Source organism: Acidovorax sp. GW821-FHT10E03, from assembly GCF_059415205.1.
This window is the reverse complement of record NZ_JBWKMU010000001.1, coordinates 46,308-61,818: the sequence shown is the minus strand read 5'-3', so window position 1 is coordinate 61,818 and position 15,511 is coordinate 46,308. Positions and strand designations below refer to the sequence as shown.

At 66.2% G+C, this 15,511-nt stretch carries 14 protein-coding genes; 5 read left to right on the top strand and 9 right to left on the bottom strand.

All coding sequences use genetic code 11. From position 1 onward, the window contains the following. Positions 1-78 precede the first annotated feature (78 nt). Entirely contained in the window at positions 79-2,487 is a 2,409-nt protein-coding gene (locus tag AC07OD_RS00260; RefSeq protein ID WP_494594517.1) for a tetratricopeptide repeat protein, read from the top strand. 81 nt (positions 2,488-2,568) lie between these two features. On the opposite strand, the gene AC07OD_RS00255 is transcribed toward AC07OD_RS00260, so the two are convergent. Then, a complete protein-coding gene (locus AC07OD_RS00255; RefSeq protein WP_218293878.1) occupies positions 2,569-3,009 on the bottom strand; it encodes a CBS domain-containing protein in 441 nt (146 codons plus the stop codon). Positions 3,010-3,522: 513 nt separating this feature from the next. Between AC07OD_RS00255 and AC07OD_RS00250 the strand changes: the two genes are divergently transcribed. Then, positions 3,523-3,810, top strand: a complete 288-nt coding sequence (locus AC07OD_RS00250) for a DUF4148 domain-containing protein (protein WP_218293877.1) — start codon at positions 3,523-3,525, stop codon at positions 3,808-3,810. 92 nt (positions 3,811-3,902) lie between these two features. After that, positions 3,903-4,196: a DUF4148 domain-containing protein gene (locus tag AC07OD_RS00245; protein WP_218293876.1), complete on the top strand. Its 294-nt coding sequence runs from the start codon at positions 3,903-3,905 to the stop codon at positions 4,194-4,196. 134 nt (positions 4,197-4,330) lie between these two features. Here AC07OD_RS00245 and AC07OD_RS00240 read toward each other — a convergent pair whose 3' ends face one another. From AC07OD_RS00240 to AC07OD_RS00225, 4 genes are read right to left on the bottom strand one after another with little or no spacing between them, the layout of a single operon-like run. Continuing rightward, the gene (locus AC07OD_RS00240; protein WP_218293875.1) at positions 4,331-5,350 is read right to left on the bottom strand and encodes a TRAP transporter substrate-binding protein; all 1,020 of its coding nucleotides are present in this window, start codon (positions 5,348-5,350) and stop codon (positions 4,331-4,333) included. A 53-nt stretch (positions 5,351-5,403) separates the two neighbouring features. Continuing rightward, on the bottom strand, positions 5,404-6,702 hold the full coding sequence (locus AC07OD_RS00235) for a TRAP transporter large permease (protein ID WP_218293874.1): 1,299 nt from the start codon (positions 6,700-6,702) through the stop codon (positions 5,404-5,406). Between the two features lie 6 nt (positions 6,703-6,708). Then, positions 6,709-7,224: a TRAP transporter small permease subunit gene (locus tag AC07OD_RS00230; protein WP_218293873.1), complete on the bottom strand. Its 516-nt coding sequence runs from the start codon at positions 7,222-7,224 to the stop codon at positions 6,709-6,711. Next, a complete protein-coding gene (locus tag AC07OD_RS00225; RefSeq protein ID WP_218294444.1) occupies positions 7,221-7,706 on the bottom strand; it encodes a gluconokinase in 486 nt (161 codons plus the stop codon). The genes AC07OD_RS00230 and AC07OD_RS00225 overlap by 4 nt, the downstream gene beginning before the upstream one ends. Before the next feature lie 204 nt (positions 7,707-7,910). Here AC07OD_RS00225 and gntR point away from each other — a divergent pair, with 204 nt between their 5' ends. Then, positions 7,911-8,936 carry an HTH-type transcriptional regulator GntR gene (gene gntR / locus AC07OD_RS00220; protein WP_492245540.1) on the top strand — a complete coding sequence of 342 codons (1,026 nt, stop codon included), beginning with the start codon at positions 7,911-7,913 and terminating at the stop codon, positions 8,934-8,936. 132 nt (positions 8,937-9,068) lie between these two features. On the opposite strand, the gene AC07OD_RS00215 is transcribed toward gntR, so the two are convergent. From AC07OD_RS00215 to AC07OD_RS00205, 3 genes are all read right to left on the bottom strand, one after another. Next, positions 9,069-9,554, bottom strand: a complete 486-nt coding sequence (locus AC07OD_RS00215; protein WP_369641893.1) for a DUF2199 domain-containing protein — start codon at positions 9,552-9,554, stop codon at positions 9,069-9,071. A 26-nt stretch (positions 9,555-9,580) separates the two neighbouring features. Next, positions 9,581-9,853, bottom strand: a complete 273-nt coding sequence (locus AC07OD_RS00210) for a hypothetical protein (RefSeq protein ID WP_494594511.1) — start codon at positions 9,851-9,853, stop codon at positions 9,581-9,583. Positions 9,854-10,013: 160 nt separating this feature from the next. Further along, positions 10,014-11,675, bottom strand: coding sequence for a methyl-accepting chemotaxis protein (locus tag AC07OD_RS00205; protein ID WP_218293871.1), 1,662 nt, complete (start codon positions 11,673-11,675; stop codon positions 10,014-10,016). A 517-nt stretch (positions 11,676-12,192) separates the two neighbouring features. Here AC07OD_RS00205 and AC07OD_RS00200 point away from each other — a divergent pair. Beyond that, a complete protein-coding gene (locus tag AC07OD_RS00200; RefSeq protein ID WP_494594508.1) occupies positions 12,193-13,410 on the top strand; it encodes an MFS transporter in 1,218 nt (405 codons plus the stop codon). A gap of 215 nt (positions 13,411-13,625) precedes the next feature. Here the strand turns inward: AC07OD_RS00200 and AC07OD_RS00195 are convergent, their stop codons facing one another. Continuing rightward, positions 13,626-15,389: a bifunctional protein-serine/threonine kinase/phosphatase gene (locus AC07OD_RS00195; protein WP_369641892.1), complete on the bottom strand. Its 1,764-nt coding sequence runs from the start codon at positions 15,387-15,389 to the stop codon at positions 13,626-13,628. Positions 15,390-15,511: the final 122 nt, after the last annotated feature.

The following is a 15,511-nucleotide window of genomic DNA, read 5'->3' as shown; positions in this document are numbered from 1 at the left end:
ATGCGGCCCCATCCGCAGGCCGCATTCGCTTCCTGTGGAAGACGGGCCTGGCATCCCGCATCCATGGCGACTTTCCACATGACATCTCCCCCTTTTTTCAGGCCCCACCAGCCCACCGCAAGCGCCGCCTTCCAGATTGACCAAGCCTTCCAACAGGCCCTGACCCTGCATCGCAGTGGACAACTGCAGGGCGCTGCCAACCTCTACCAGCAGATTCTGGCCAGGAGTCCCCATCATCCTGGTGCATTGCACATGCTGGGCGTGGTGGCGCTGGGCAGCGGCGCATTTGCAGACGCGCAACGGCTGATTGGGCAGGCAGTGCGGTTGTTGCCACAGGATGCGGGTGCTCACGTGAATCTGGCTCTGGCACTGGCCGGGGGCGGCAAGCCCCAGGAGGCCCTAGAGCGCATCAATCAGGCTCTAGATCTGCAGCCAGAAATGCCCGCCGCACAAATGAACCGCGTGGGCATCCTCATCAAGGCAGGTTTTCACGAAGAAGCCCTGTCCAGCGCTAGCCAACTTATCGAAGCGGGGCACGACCACCCCGAGCTACGGGTCAACCAGGGGATTGCCCTGCTGGAACTGAAAAGGTCCGAGGAAGCGATTGCCGCTTTCGAGCACGTGCTGGCGGCAGCCCCTGAAAACCTCAAGGCCCTCAACAACCTGGCGTGCGCCCTCATAGAAACAGCTCAGCTTGATGCGGCCATCGCTGCAGCCGACCGGGCGCTGGCGATTCACCCTCAGTATGCAGAGGCGTGTTTGACCAAAGCCCGCGCGCTCGCTGCGCAGGGCCTGCTTTTAGAAGCAGAACCTTTGCTGCGGCGTGCCGCCGAACTGCAGCCTGGCAATGCGCAGGTGGTGCTGGACCATGCAGGCTGCCTTCTGGACCTGCACCTCCACGAACAGGCCATTGCGCAAGTGGAAAATGCCCTTTCCATCAATCCGCAGCAAGCCAGCGCCTACGTCATCGGCGGACGGGCTCTGGCAGGAATGGGAAGGCACGATGACGCGATCGCCAACTACCAAAAGGCCCTGGAAATCGACCCCGCGCTGGAGGCTGCCCACTTTCACAAGGCGGCATCGGAAATCGACCTCAAGCGATTCACCGCCGCCATTGACAGCCTTGCGCATTGCCACGCCGATCCAGCCGTCGCGCAACCCGTGCGCATGCATATCTGCGACTGGACAGGATTCGATTCCTACCTGGAGGAATTGCGGAGCAAGGGTGCGCTGCAAAGAAGCAGCCCCTTTCCCTTCCTTGCGATAGTGGACGACCCACTCCTTCACCTCCAGCTGGCGCGTGCATATCTGAAATTGCATCGGCTGGACAAAGCTGCACAGCACAGCTTCCCTGCACGGCGGCCCGGACGCATCCGAGTGGGGTACTTCTCTGCAGACTACTTCACACATGCCACCACCTACCTGATGGCCGAACTGTTCGAAAGCCACGCCAAGGAACAGTTCGAGATTCACGCGTTTTCGCTTGGCCCCCAGGTGATGGATGGCATCCGCCGCCGTATCGAGCAGAGTGTGGACCATTTTCACGAGGTCGATGGGCGCACAGATCAGGAGATCGCCGCCATGGCTCGGGGCCTGGGAATCGACATCGCGGTCGACTTGAAAGGATTCACCCGGGATGGGCGCATGGGCATTTTTGCCAACCGCTGCGCACCCGTTCAGGTGAGCTATCTCGGCTACCCCGGCACCACCGGTGCCGATTACATGGACTATGTCATTGCAGACGAAGTCGTCATCCCCCCGGAGCACCAGGGATTCTTCACTGAAAAAGCAGTCTGGATGCCGTACAGCTACCAGGTCAACGACAGCCGCCGCCCCATCTCCGACCGCCAGTTCACACGCGCGGAACTGGGCCTGCCAGACAGCGGATTCGTTTTCTGCTGCTTCAACAACAACTACAAAATTCTTCCGGGCACCTTTGACTGCTGGATGCGCATCCTGAAGGCGGTACCTGGCAGCGTTTTGTGGCTGTTCAAGGACAACGAGGCCGCCGCCGAGAATCTCGTCAAGGAGGCCGAAAAGCGCGGCGTGGGTGGCGCTCGCCTGGTCTTTGCACAGCGGATGCCGCTGGACGACCATCTTGCGCGCCATCGGGCGGCAGATCTTTTCATCGACACCCTGCCCTACAACGCCCACACCACTGCCAGCGACGCGCTCTGGGCCGGGCTACCCGTGCTCACGCTCGCGGGCCAGGCCTTCGCGGGACGAGTGGCCGCCAGCCTGCTCACCGCAGTGGGTTTGCCCGAATTGATTACCCACACCCCGCAGGACTACGAAGCCCGTGCCATTGAACTTGCCAGCCAACCCGAGACCTTGGCGGCCGTTCGTGCCAAGCTTCAAAGGCTGCGCACCAACTCGCCGCTGTTTGATGGTCAACGCTTCACACGCGACCTCGAAACGGCCTACCGGATCATGTTCGAGCGCCAGCAAGCCGGTGAGGCTTGCGAGCCGATTCTCGTCGCCGGCTAGCAGCGGGTTCTCGGCCGATCCAGGCTGCCGGCCAACCGGTTTTCTCGCCCACGCGCCTGGGCTGCCGGGCATCTCCTGCCGTCAGCGCGCCCCGGTGATGTACTGCTCCAGCTGCTCGATGATGAATTTCTGCTCGGAAATGATGTCCTTGACCAGGTCACCGATGGAAATCATGCCCACGAGCTTGCTGCTGTCGTCCACCACGGGCAGGTGGCGCAGCCGGTTGCCGGTCATCAGCTGCATGCACTGCTCGCTGGTGTGGTCGGGCCGCACGAACAGCACGGCGGTCGTCATCACGTCCCGCACCTGGGTGACCGAGGACGTGCGCCCCATGAGCGCGATTTTTCGCGCGTAGTCCCGCTCGGTGAAGATGCCCACGATGTCGGCGCCTTCGGTCACGATCAACGCACCGATGCCCTTGTCCGCCATGAGCTTGAGCGCATCGAACACCGAAGTGGCGGGCCCGATGGTATGCACGGTGGCATCGGGTTTGGATTGAAGAATCTTGGCGACTACGGTCATTGGAACCTCCCTCGTGATGGCTGAAACAGGTACAGAGTGATTTCAGCCCATAAGCCTTGCCGATGCAACCCGCGCAAGTGCCATTCACCACACCTTTGGCGCGTTCCCCACGGACTCGATGCACATGTTTCGCACTTGTTGCATTCGGGAGAACCCGAAACAAACCGAAAAGAACCGAAACCGCGCTGAGACGACGCATGCCGCGCCGCCCGGCACGATACAGCCCATGTCCAACGCGCTTTCGAAAGGACTCACCGCCCACCTCTCCTGCCACCACGATCGCTTGCGACTGGCTACCGGCCCTCGGGCCGCAGGCAGAAAGACAGGCGTCTGGATTGTTTCCAAAACTGGAACAGTTAGTTTGCGACCGAGTAGTTTTTCTTTGTACCACCGCGGCGTACAGTTCATCCCATCGATGAGCCGAACCCGCAAGGCGACTCACCGAACCCGGTTCAGAAATGGTTTTTGTCCCGGCTTTTTTGAGACGCTTTTTTCTTCCTGAAGGATTTCATCATGAACAAGACCGCCCGCTTCCTCTCCATCGCCGCCGTGGCTGCTTTCGCTTCTTTCGGTGCCCAGGCCGACGAGGCCGATGCATCGCAGTTCGCCACGAAGTTCGAGACGAACCGCACCCGCGCCGAAGTGGCCGCCGAAGCCGCCACCGTGGCCCAGACCCGCTCCATCGAACCCGCAGGTTCGCGTGTGGTGACGTATCAATCCACGGCCGACCGCGCCGCCGTGCGTGCCCAGGCCGCCGATGCCGTGCGCACCGGCCAGATCCCTTCGGGTGAGCGTGGTTGATCAGCGTTTGATTCGCTGAATCCAGGCCCTCTCCTGCTGCGTATTTCCAAGTACATCGCCCTCATTTTTTTGAATTTCACCGGAGTTTCACCATGAACAAGACCGCACGCTTCCTCTCCATCGCCGCCGTGGCCGCTTTCGCTTCTTTCGGTGCACAGGCCGACGAAGTCGATGCTTCGCAATTCGCCACGAAGTTCGAAACGAACCGCACCCGTGCCGAAGTGCAAGCCGAAGCCTCGGCAGTGCCCCAAACCAGCGGTGCCATCCCCGTCGGTTCGCGTGCCTTGGTCTACACCTCCACCGCTGACCGCAACGCGGTGAATGCCCAAGCTGCAGACGCCCTGCGCACTGGCAAGATCTCGTCCGGCGAAATCGGCTCCCTGTAATCCGTCCTGCCCGCGCCGCAAGGCGGTGCGGGCAGGCAGTTGCAAATGCAAAAAGGCCGAGGCCCCTTTCGGGGCCTCGGCCTTTTGTCTTTGGGAGCCGCAATGGCGTTGCGGCAGCCGCGTCTCACCCAGGCTTATTTGCTCCCACGCGCCTGCGCCACGGCGCCCTGCACGTCCTTCCACAGCGCCTCGCCCACGTTGGCGGCAATGCTGGTATTGACCGCCCCCAGTTTCTCGCGCATGCGGCTGGCTTCTGCGGGCGACAGTTCGTTGACCTGCATGCCCTTGGCCTTGAGGTCGGCCAGCGCCTTGTCGGCCTCGGCGCGCGTATCCTGGCGCTCGAAGTCGCGGCTCTTCCTCGCGGCATCGAGCAGCACCTTCTGCTCGGCCTTGTTGAGGCCGTCCCAGTACTTCTTGCTGACCAGCACGATCCAGGGGCTGTAGACGTGGTTGGTCACCGTGAGGTACTTCTGCACCTCGTAGAACTTGCTCGACAGGATGGTGTTGTAGGGGTTCTCCTGGCCGTCCACGGTGTTGGTCTCGAGGGCGGTGAACAGTTCCGAGAACGGCAGTGGAACGGCATTGGCTCCCAGGGTCTTGAAGCTGTCGAGGAACACGTTGTTCTGCATCACGCGCAGCTTGATGCCATTCATGTCCTCCAGCTTGGTGACAGGGCGCTTGCTGTTGGTCAGGTTGCGAAAGCCGTTCTCCCAGTACACGAGGCCCACGAGGCCCTTTTCCTGCAGCTTGTCCATCACCTTCTGGCCCACGGGGCCGTCCAGCACCACGTCGGCCTCCTTCGCGTTGTTGAACAGGAAGGGGGTGTCCCAGATCGCCATTTCCTTGGTGATGCCCACCAGCGTGGCGGTGGAGCCCACCATCATCTCCTGCGCACCGCCGACCAGCGCCTGCTGCATCTGCACGTCCGAGCCCAGGGCGGCGGCGCCGATGGCGCGCACCTTCATCTTGCCGCCCGAGGCCTTTTCGACCTCTTCGGCGAACAGCTTGGTGGCACGCCCCTGGTTGGACACTTCGTTGAGGCCGTAGCCAAACCGGATGATGCGTGGCTTGAAATCCTGCGCGGCGGCCTGGAACGAGCAGGCAAGGGCGGCCACCGACAAGGCGGCCAGAAGGGTGCGGCGGAAAGTTTTCATGGTTGTCTCCATTAGCGGGTGGGAAAGGAAAAAAGAGGGGAGGAAACGGGCGGTCAGCGCAGCCACACCACGGGGGCGGTGACGATCTGTGGAAAGGCGACCAGCAAGGCCAGGATCAGCACGTAGGTGAAGAGGAACGGGTTCACGCCCTTGATCACGCTGTGCATCGATATCCGCCCCACCCCGGCCACCACATTGAGCACCGTGCCCACCGGCGGCGTGATGAGGCCGATCGCGCCGTTGAGCACGAACATCAGGCCGAAATACACCGGGTCGATGCCCGCCTTCACGGCAATGGGCAGCATCACGGGCGCGAAGATCAGGATGGTGGGCGTGAGGTCGAGCGCCGTGCCGATCAGCACCAGCACGATCATCATCACCGCCATCAGGAGGCGGGGGTTCTCCACCAGCGGACCCAGCCAGCTGGTCAGCACATTGGGCAGGTCGGCCAGCGTGATCATGTAGCTGGCCACCTGGGCGCCCGCGCAGAGGAACATCACGATGGAGGTGGTCTTGGCCGCACGCACCAGCACGCCGTAGATTTCCGCGATCTTCATTTCGCGGTGGACGAACAACGCCACCACCAGCGCGTAGAACGCGGCCACCACGGCGGCCTCGGTGGGCGTGAAGACGCCCGACTTCATGCCGCCGATGATGATCAGGGGCATCAGCATGGCCCAGAAGGCACGCACCGTGGCGCGCAGGCGGTCCTTGACGGGCAAGGGTTCGCCCTGCGGCAGGTCCATGCCGCGCAGCACCCAGCGCCAGGCGAAGATGAGGCCCGCGCCCATCATCAGGCCCGGCACGATGCCGGAGACGAACAGCGCAGAGATCGAGGTGTTGGTCGTCACGCCGTAGATGACGAACGGCATGGAGGGCGGGATGATGGGCGCGATGATGCCGCCCGAGGCGATCAGCCCGGCCGACGTGTTCATCGGGTAGCCCTGCTGGCGCATCATGGGCAAGAGGATGGTGGCCAGCGCGGCCGTATCGGCCAGCGCGGAGCCGCTCATGCTGGCCATGAGCACCGCCGCGCCGATGGCCACGTAGCCCAGGCCGCCCCGGATGTGCCCGACCCAGGCCTGCGCCATGTCGATGATGCGGCGGCTGATGCCGCCCGAGTTCATCAGCTCGCCAGCCAGGATGAAGAACGGCACGGCCAGCAGCGGAAAGCTGTCCACCCCCGCCACCAGGTTCTGGGCCAGCAGCTGCGCATCCCAGAAGTCGAGCACCCACGCCATGCCCGCGCCCGTGAGCACGAGGGCCAGGCCCATGTTCATGCCTGTGCCCATGAGCACCAGCATGCCCACGGAGAAAACAATAAAAGCCTGCGCTTCGGGTCCCAGGGACATCATCGGTTACTCCACCTCGGCGCCGTGACCCAGGTCCAGCGGCTTGCGTTGAATCAATTCGATCAGCGCCATGACGCCGATGGCGACAGCGCACAGGAAGGCGGGCAGCGGCAACAGGGCCGCCGGGTAGCCCAGCACCACGGAATGGCTGTCCATGCCGACGATCACCTGGTGCCAGGCGCCCCAGGCCAGCATCGCGCAGGCCGCGATCACCAGCAGCCGGATCAACGCCGTGAGCGCGCCAAATGCCAGGGGACGCTTGGCGAGCAGGCCCGCCAGGCTGGTGAAGGCCATGTGCTCGCCGGCGGGGTAGGCCGCCGCGGCGCCAATGAAAACCATCCACACGAAAAGCAGGCGCGAGAGTTCTTCGCTCGCCACGACGCCACTGCCAAAGCCGTAGCGCAGCACCACATTCACGAACACGGCCACGGCCATCACGGCCAGGCAGGCGGCCATGAGCACCTGGGAGGCGGCGACGTACCGGCTGGGCCGCACGGGGGTGGAGTCTTCCGGGGTGGTCATGCGGCCTCCGTGGCGGCGATCCAGGCCGAGGCCTGCTGTTGAAGAACGGCCAGGGCGGCCAGTGCATCCAGCCGCAGCACTCCCGCCTCGCCCACGGGCGACTCGAGCGTGGCGAACTGGCTATCCACCAGCGCGCTGGAAAAGAAATGGGTCCCGGCACGGTCGGCCACGCGCTGGCCCGCGCTGGCACGGTCGATCTCCAGGAAAACGAACCGCAGCCCCGGGCAGGCATCGCGCAGGCGGTCCCGGTAGGACTTCTTGAGCGCGGAGCACGTCAGGACCGCGCCATGGGGCTGCGCCTGCAGCAGCTGCCCGAGCGTGGCGAGCCACCCCTCGCGGTCTGCATCGGTCAGCGCGATGCCCTGGCGCATCTTTTCACGGCTCGCCGGGCTGTGGTGGTCGTCTCCCTCGATCAGCGGCAGGCCCTCGGCTTGCGCCAGGGCCGAGCCCAGGCTCGACTTGCCGCAGCCCGCCACGCCCATGACCACCAGAAAAACCGTCGACGGCAAAACACTCATATTGGTAGCGCTATCCAATTGATCCATAAAAAAGGCACCCTGGCTGGATGCCGCAATAACCGTGGCAACTTTTGCAACTTCGTCCAAAATGGGCGTCAATGCCTTGTCCCATCGCTCGGACAGCGCTATCCTAACCACATCCATCCGCACCCCAATGAGGGTTAACCCTTGAACAAACCCGAGACAAGGCGCCGCTCCAGCGGCCGCATGACACTGAGCGACGTGGCCCAGGCCGCCGAGGTCAGCCCCATCACCGCCTCCCGCGCGCTGCGCGGCGAGCGCGGCGTGGCGCAGGAACTGGTGCAGCGCGTGAAAGACGCCGCCCAGCGGCTGGGCTACGTGCCCGACCCCGCCGCCAGGGCCCTCGCCTCCCAGCGCAGCGTGCAGGTACCCGTGCTCGTGCCCCTGCTGTCCAACGCCCTGTTCGTCGACGTGCTGGAAGCCGTGCACCGCGCGCTGTTCCCCCACGGCTACCAGGCGCTGATCGGCGTGACCCACTACGACCCGCAGGAAGAAGAGCAGCTGCTGCGCACCTACCTGGCCCACCGCCCGGCGGGGCTGCTGGTCACCGGCTTCGACCGCACCGAGGCATCGCGCCAGATGATCGCCGCCAGTGGCGTGCCGTGCGTGCACCTGATGGAGATGACCTCCGCGCCCGGCGTGTACTGCGTGGGCTTTTCGCAGCAGGACGGGGGCCACGGCATGACGGCCCATCTGCTGGCCCGGGGCCGTCGCCGCGTGGCGTTTGTCGCGGCCCAGCTCGACCCCCGCACCATGCAGCGCGCCGAAGGCTACCGCCGCTGCCTGAAGGAAGCGGGCCTGTACGACCCGAAGCTGGAACTGCTCAGCCCCCAGCCCTCGTCCATGCGGCTGGGCGGAGAACTGCTGGAGGAACTGCTGCGCACCCGCCCGGGTGTCGATGCCGTGTTCTTCTGCAACGACGACCTGGCGCAGGGCGGCCTGCTGGCAGCGCAGCGGCTGGGCCTGCAGGTGCCCGGCCAGGTCGCCATCGCGGGCTTCAACGATCTGGCCGGCAGCGACCAGATGCTGCCGCCGCTGACCACGGTGCGCACGCCACGCTCGGCCATCGGCGAGGCCAGTGCGCGCATGCTGCTTGCGCTGATGCGCGGCGAGGCGCCCGAGCGGAACTCGGTCGACCTGGGCTTTGAGTTGACCGTGCGGGGGAGCACCTGAAGGGAGGAGCAGCACAGGGGCCGGAAACCCTGGGTTTCTAGCCTTTTTGGCCTCCAGCCCTCATGCATAAAGCGCTAGCCGCTATGGTTTTTGATTTCATCAAGAACCCCGCCGCGCCCCCAGCCCACATCCTCAGCCCGCGCCCATGGCCTCGTGCCAATACCCGACCGTTGCGCCCCGGGCCAGAAGGTGCGCCACGGCCGAGCCAGGATCCACCCAGCGAATGTAGGGCGTGGGGTCGCCAGCTAGCACCTTGAGGCCCACGGCCGTGCCAGAGGAGCCGGGCACGCAGGGGATGGGATTGGCCAACGTGCCCGGCACCAGTTCGGCGTATTCCGCCAGCGTGTCCTCGTGCTCGCGATAGCCGCGGTAGCGGTCGTATGTTTCGCGGTCCACCCGGGCCCAGCAGATGAAACCCAGCGGCTTGAGGTCATCGGCCTTGAACGGGACCTCCAGCTCACAGCTGATGAAGTACTGCTCGTCGCCGATGCGGCAGGTGAAGTCGTCGTCGAACACGAGTTCATGCTCACGCTCGAGGGCCGGGTCCGGCAGCCGCCACATCATGTAGGGCGAGAGTTCATCGTGGTCCTTGCCGCAGCTCGCGCAGGTGTATGCCATAGGGATCGACTCCTGTGATGTGCGCACTATGCACCGGCGTGGCGTGCCACGGACACCCGCGCGTCCTGGTACGGCAACAGCGGCGTGCCGCTTGGCCACGCCTTCAGCGCACCGGCCCGCACAGGGCGGCTGCCCAGCTTGCCGACGCACTCCAGCCCCCGGCCACGGGCCGATGGAGGTACGGCTGCACCAGGCACCAGCCCTGCGCCGCACAACGGTGCCTGCGTTCTCTTGCAGCAGGCGCGCACGCAGCCATGCAGGCAGGTCGCGATGAATCGTTCGGTGGTTAAAAGTGCCATGGTCTCCATCAGCAGGCAGGCACCCGCGCCCCGCCCTGGCCGCGAAGGCTACCGCACACCGCCGGCCGCGGCCACCCTACCGGCGGGGGGCGGGCGTGCAAGAACCCATGTCCCGCGAGGCCGTGGGCCGCCGCCCATGCAACCGGCCGCCCTGCGCCTGTCAGACGGGCGCCAGCGCGCGGCTGGAAGACTTTGCCGCCTGGCCGCCCTTCATCTCCTTGCGCAGCGCCACCGCATCGCGCGTCTGCGCGGGCGCCGAGGCATCGATGCGGAACACCTGCACCGTCTCGGTCATGGTCTGGGCTTGGCCGTTGAGCTGCATGGCCGACGCGGCGTTCTCCTCCACCAGCGCGGCGTTCTGCTGCGTGATGGTGTCGAGCTGGGCCACCGCCGAGTTCACCTGCGAGATGCCGCTGAGCTGTTCGTTGGACGCGCTGTGGATCTCGCCGATCAGCGTGTTCACCCTGCGCACCAGCTCCAGCGATTCGGCCATGGTCTTCTGCGCGGCGTCGGTTTTTTCATGGCCCTCGCTCACCTTGGTGGCGGAGTCGTCGATCAGCTGGCGGATTTCCTTGGCGGCGGACTGCGTGCGGTGCGACAGGCTGCGCACCTCCGACGCCACCACCGCGAACCCCCGCCCCTGCTCGCCCGCGCGCGCGGCCTCCACGGCCGCGTTGAGCGCCAGGATGTTGGTCTGGAACGCGATGGAGTCGATGAGCTGCGTGATCTCGCTGATGCGGCCCGACGCGGCCTGGATCTGCTTCATCGTGCTGGCCACGCCATCCACGGCCTCGCTGCTGCGCTCGGCCACCCCGGTGGCCTGCGTGGCCAGCACCGTGGCCTGGCGCGCCGACTCGGCGGTTTGCTTGACGGTGCCGGTGATCTCCTCCATCGACGCGGCCGTCTGCTGCAGGTTGCCGGCCTGCGCCTCGGTGCGCGCCGACAGGTCCTGGTTGCCCTGCGCGATCTCGCGGGTGGAGACCTGCATGTGCTCGCTCTCCTGGCGCGCGTCGCGCACGATGGACAGCAGGTTCACGTTGAGCTGCGCCAGCGCCTTCTGCAGGTCGCCCACCGTGTCGCTGCGCGTGGCGCTGATCTTCTGCGTCAGGTCGCCTGCCGCCATGCGGTTGGCCCATCGCAGCATCTGCGCCAGCGGCGCGACCGTGACCTTGTGCAGGTAGGCCGCCATGGCCAGCGCCAGCAGCGCCACGGCCACCCACGCCACCCCGGACGCGAGCGTCACCGCATGCCCGCCCAGCCATGCGGCCCCGAACGAGGCGAGCACCAGCAGCAGCGTGCAGAGCATCATCTTGCCCAGGGGCCCCAGGCGCACCCAGCCGGCGACGCGCCCCCAGGACGTGTTCTTCACCAGCTGGCCCGCGCGCAGCACGTGCACGGACGTGCCGGCCTGCTTCTCAGCCTGCATCTGCCGGTACAGCCGGTCGGCCGCCTGGATCTCTTCACGCGTGGCCTCGGTGCGCACCGACATGTAGCCCGTGGGCTGGTCGCCCTGCATCAGGGGCGTCACGTTGGCCATCACCCAGTAGAAAGAGCCGTCCTTGCGCCGGTTCTTGACAGCCGCCGACCAGGGTGCGCCGCTGGCGATGGTGTCCCACATGTCGCGAAACGCCTCCTCGGGCATGTCCGGGTGCCGGATCATGTTGTGCGGCTGGCCCAGGAGTTCTTCCTTTTCGTACCCGCTGACCTCGATGAACATCGGGTTGCAGTACAGGATGCGCCCCTTGAGATCGGTGGTGGACACCAGGGTCTGGCCGGCGGGAAACGCATATTCCTGGGTGCTGACGGGCAGATTGACGCGCATGGTTGGTCCCTCATCAAAGAATGGGAATAGGCCGTTGCTCGGTCCACCGCCCCCTGGCATCACAAGACACGCCAGGCACGGATGCAAACCATGCTAATCCAGGAACTTGCAATCCTGAAACAAATTCGGGCCGTGTCGCGCCAAAAATCCCCAAACAGGTGCATCGCGCCCACACCGGGTTGGTGCGTTGCGCTGCACCATTCCAGGCACCCCGCCGGCCGGGCACCCATCCCGGCCGCAGCGAACGCTGGCGCATGACGGCGCCCGGGCTGGGTTCCTTTTGCGCTTTGGCAATGCACCGGCTTGGCACAGCCATTGCTTGAGGAAGCCTGCGGCCAATGCGGGCCGCGTGTCAGCCCGGTGCAACGGCGGATTGGGCGAACAGGACGTTGGCGTCTTCATGGGCAGGCACAGGCTGGGACACAGCCCGAGCAGTCCATGCAGGCGCCTTTTTGTTTTTCTGCCCGGCTGGGGTGTGCTTGCGGCAGGCACCACGGCCCTTTTGCGCAAGATCGCCATGCTTCAATTTCGCGAGTTCCTCAAGTCCGGCCACGCGCCCACGCTGTGGTCGTCCTTTCTGTATTTCGGTTTCTCGTGCGCAATCTGGGTGATCAACGGTGCCATGGCGCCGTTCATCCGCGAGGCCTTCCAGCTCACACCCACGCAGATGGGCATGATGCTGTCCATCCCCATCTTCGCGGGCGCGCTCATGCGTTTTCCGCTGGGCATCCTGGCGCAGTACATCGGCCGCAAGAACGCCACGCTGGTCGAGATGGCCGGCATCTTCCTGGCCATGGGCTTTGGCTACATGTTCGTGCACAACTACAACGACCTGCTGGCCATGGGCATCCTGCTGGGCGTGGCGGGCGCCAGCTTTGGCGTGGCGCTGTCGCTGGGCTCGGGCTCGTTTCCGCCGCGCTACAAGGGCCTGGCCATGGGCATCGTGGGCGCCGGCAACGTGGGTACGGCGGTGGCCGCGCTGCTCGCCCCCGCGCTGGCGCAAAAGTTCGGCTGGCAGGCCGTGTATGGCTTTGCCGCCGTGAGCGTGGCCATCCCCGCGCTGGTGATGGCCGTCTACGCGAAGGAACCCCCGGACCTCGCGGCCCACAGCAGCTTTCGTGAACACATTGCCTGCCTGTTCGAGAAGGACGGCTGGGCCTTCAGCCTGATCTACGCCGTGACGTTTGGCGGCTTCATCGGCCTGACCGCCTTTTTGCCCAGCTACTTCTACGACCAGTTCAGCGTGAGCAAAGTGCAGGCAGGCCAGCTCACGATGATGGCGGCCTTTCTGGGCGCGGCCCTGCGCGTGTTCGGCGGCTGGCTGTCGGACCACTGGGGCGGCGTCAACACACTGACGGGCGTGCTGGCCATCACGGCCGTGAGCATGGTGCTGTGTGGCCTGGCAGAGAACTCGCTGCCCATCACCATGCTGCTGTTCCTGGTGTGTTTTGCAGCGCTGGGCGCGGGCAATGGCGCACTGTTCCAGCTGGTGCCGCTGCGCTGGCCGCTGACCACGGCGGTGGCGGGCTCGATGATCGGTGAGATCGGCGCGCTGGGCGGCGGCCTCATCCCCAACGGCATGGGCATCTCGCGCCAGTACACGGGCACTTACCTGTGGGGTTTCGTGGGCATCGCGGTGTGTGCGCTGGCCATGCTGCTGCTGCTGCGCGTGATGCAGATCCGCTGGACGCGGACCTGGGCCGAACGCGGCGGACGGGCCAGGACTTCCTCCTGAGGCGTCGCGGCCTTGCCTTGTGCCTGCCCACGGAGGCGCGGGCACGGGCCGCCCGAAAGGAAAAGCCCCTGCCCGGCATCCCCGCAGGGGCCGGGGCGGCTTCAGAGGCCGCGCACCACCGCGATGTTACCTTGAAGGAAAAACAGGCCCTGGCGCTTTCTCCATCAGCGCCAGCAGCTATGTTTTCAATAGCAATCAACCACCATTGCCGCCCCCTACCGGGGCAGGAACAGCAGCCAGTAGATCAGCAGCAGGTTCACCAGCACGCTCACCGCGAGCGCGATCTTCCACAGGGCCGTGGCATCGCGCTGCATCAGGGGCTGGGGGCCGGGGGCCGACAGGGGCCGCGACGCGCCGCGCTCCAGGGCCAGCAGCAGCTCCTCCGCCGTCTCGAAGCGCTGCGCGCGGTGGCGCGCCACGGCCTTCAGGGCGATCTGGTCGAGCCAGATGGGCACGCCCGGGTTGTGGCGGCTGGGGGCCACGGGGTCGCGGTGGTAGCGGCCCAGCTGGTACTGCACCACCTCGCCATAGGGCAGGCGCCCGTGGCTGAGCAGCTGGTACAGCGTGACACCCAGCGCGAACAGGTCGCTGCCCGCGTCGGGCAGCTGGCCGGCGGGATCGCCGTTGCGTTCGTAGCCCGGCCACTGCTCGGGGTTCATGTAGCTGGGGGTGCCCGCGTGCAGGCGGCGCGTGGCCTCGGGCTCGCGGCCCGAGAGGGCCACGCCCAGGTCCAGCACGCGCAGCACGCCGTCGTCGCCCAGGTGCAGGTTGTCGGGCTTGATGTCGCGGTGCACCACGCCCTGGCGGTGCAGCCAGCCCAGCACGCGCGCGGCCTGCACGGTCACCGTCACGGCCTGCCCCACGGCCAGGTGCTGGCGGTGGCGCAGGCGCTGCCCCAGCGTGTCGCCGGAATGCCAGTCGTACAGCAGGTAAAACGCGCTGGCCCCCGCGCCGTCGCCCGTGCCGGTGGCACCCAATGGCCAGTCGTTGAGCCGCGCCAGATGGGCTGCGGCCTGGCCCGACTGCATGCGCCGCGCCACCCAGGCCTCGTGCGCCAGCGTGGCGCGCTCCTGCGCGTCGTGGGCACGCGCGGGCAGCAGGGTCTTGAGGGCATACAGCCGCTGCGTGGCCCCGTCGCGCACCTGGTAGATGCGGTGGATGCCACTGTCGGCCACCAGGGCCGCCACCGTGAGGCCATCCACGGTGTCGCCCACCTTGAGCAGGGGCAGCACGGGCAGGTCCTGCGCACGGCGGGATTCATCCTGCAGCGTGGCCTCCAGAACGCCCTGCACCTGCACGATCAGCGCGGTCACGTTGTCGCTGCTGCCTCGGCGCAGCGCGGCCTGCACCAGCCCGTCGCTCAGGGCCTGCGCCGGCCCGCCCTGGCGCAGCAGCTGGCGCAGTTCGCGCACGGGAAGGCTGCCGTGCACGCCATCGGAGAGCAGCACGAACAGGTCGCCGCTGTGCAGTTCGCCCTGGCTGTAGTCCACCACCACATGGTCATCCAGGCCCATGGCACGGGTGAGCTGGTGGGCGAAGTCGTGCTGCGACATCACGTGGTCGGCGGTCAGCTGCTGCAGCCGGCCGCCGCGCAGCAGGTAGGCCCGCGTGTCGCCCACATGGGCCAGCGTGTACGACTGGCCGCGCAGCACCAGCGCGGTCACGGTGGTCAGCCCCACCGCGGGCTGGCGGCGCCGGTTCATGGACGCGAGCCAGCCGTTGTGGGCGGACAGGATGCGGTCCAGCGCCACCGTGGTATCCCAGGTGTCGGGCGTGGCGAAGTAGTCGTTCACCAGCGTGTTGACCGTGGTCTGGGCGGCCTCGCGGCCATTGCCGCCGGTGCTCACGCCATCGGCGATGGCGGCGATGGCACCCCGCTCGCGCTCGCGCCCCTGCCCGGACACCAGCGCGGCGAAGTCCTCGTTCAACGCCTTGCGCCCGGCCTGCGAGGTGTAGCCAAAGTCCAGTTCAAAACTCATGCACCAGCTCCATGCAGGTTTCATGCCCAAGGTGGTGCATGCCGCGCCCGCCGGGTGCGCGGGGCGGCACGGGTCCGGCCCCGGCCTGCCCCATTCTCCGGGCCCGGCGCCAGCCCGCGCCC

Coding starts and splice junctions, on each gene's coding strand:
- AC07OD_RS00260 (WP_494594517.1), top strand. CDS start 79: ATGACATCTCCCCCTTTTTTCAGGCCCCACCAGCCCACCGCAAGCGCC.
- AC07OD_RS00255 (WP_218293878.1), bottom strand. CDS start 3,009: ATGACCGTAGTCGCCAAGATTCTTCAATCCAAACCCGATGCCACCGTG.
- AC07OD_RS00250 (WP_218293877.1), top strand. CDS start 3,523: ATGAACAAGACCGCCCGCTTCCTCTCCATCGCCGCCGTGGCTGCTTTC.
- AC07OD_RS00245 (WP_218293876.1), top strand. CDS start 3,903: ATGAACAAGACCGCACGCTTCCTCTCCATCGCCGCCGTGGCCGCTTTC.
- AC07OD_RS00240 (WP_218293875.1), bottom strand. CDS start 5,350: ATGAAAACTTTCCGCCGCACCCTTCTGGCCGCCTTGTCGGTGGCCGCC.
- AC07OD_RS00235 (WP_218293874.1), bottom strand. CDS start 6,702: ATGTCCCTGGGACCCGAAGCGCAGGCTTTTATTGTTTTCTCCGTGGGC.
- AC07OD_RS00230 (WP_218293873.1), bottom strand. CDS start 7,224: ATGACCACCCCGGAAGACTCCACCCCCGTGCGGCCCAGCCGGTACGTC.
- AC07OD_RS00225 (WP_218294444.1), bottom strand. CDS start 7,706: ATGGGCGTGGCGGGCTGCGGCAAGTCGAGCCTGGGCTCGGCCCTGGCG.
- AC07OD_RS00215 (WP_369641893.1), bottom strand. CDS start 9,554: ATGGCATACACCTGCGCGAGCTGCGGCAAGGACCACGATGAACTCTCG.
- AC07OD_RS00210 (WP_494594511.1), bottom strand. CDS start 9,853: ATGGCACTTTTAACCACCGAACGATTCATCGCGACCTGCCTGCATGGC.
- AC07OD_RS00205 (WP_218293871.1), bottom strand. CDS start 11,675: ATGCGCGTCAATCTGCCCGTCAGCACCCAGGAATATGCGTTTCCCGCC.
- AC07OD_RS00200 (WP_494594508.1), top strand. CDS start 12,193: ATGCTTCAATTTCGCGAGTTCCTCAAGTCCGGCCACGCGCCCACGCTG.
- AC07OD_RS00195 (WP_369641892.1), bottom strand. CDS start 15,389: ATGAGTTTTGAACTGGACTTTGGCTACACCTCGCAGGCCGGGCGCAAG.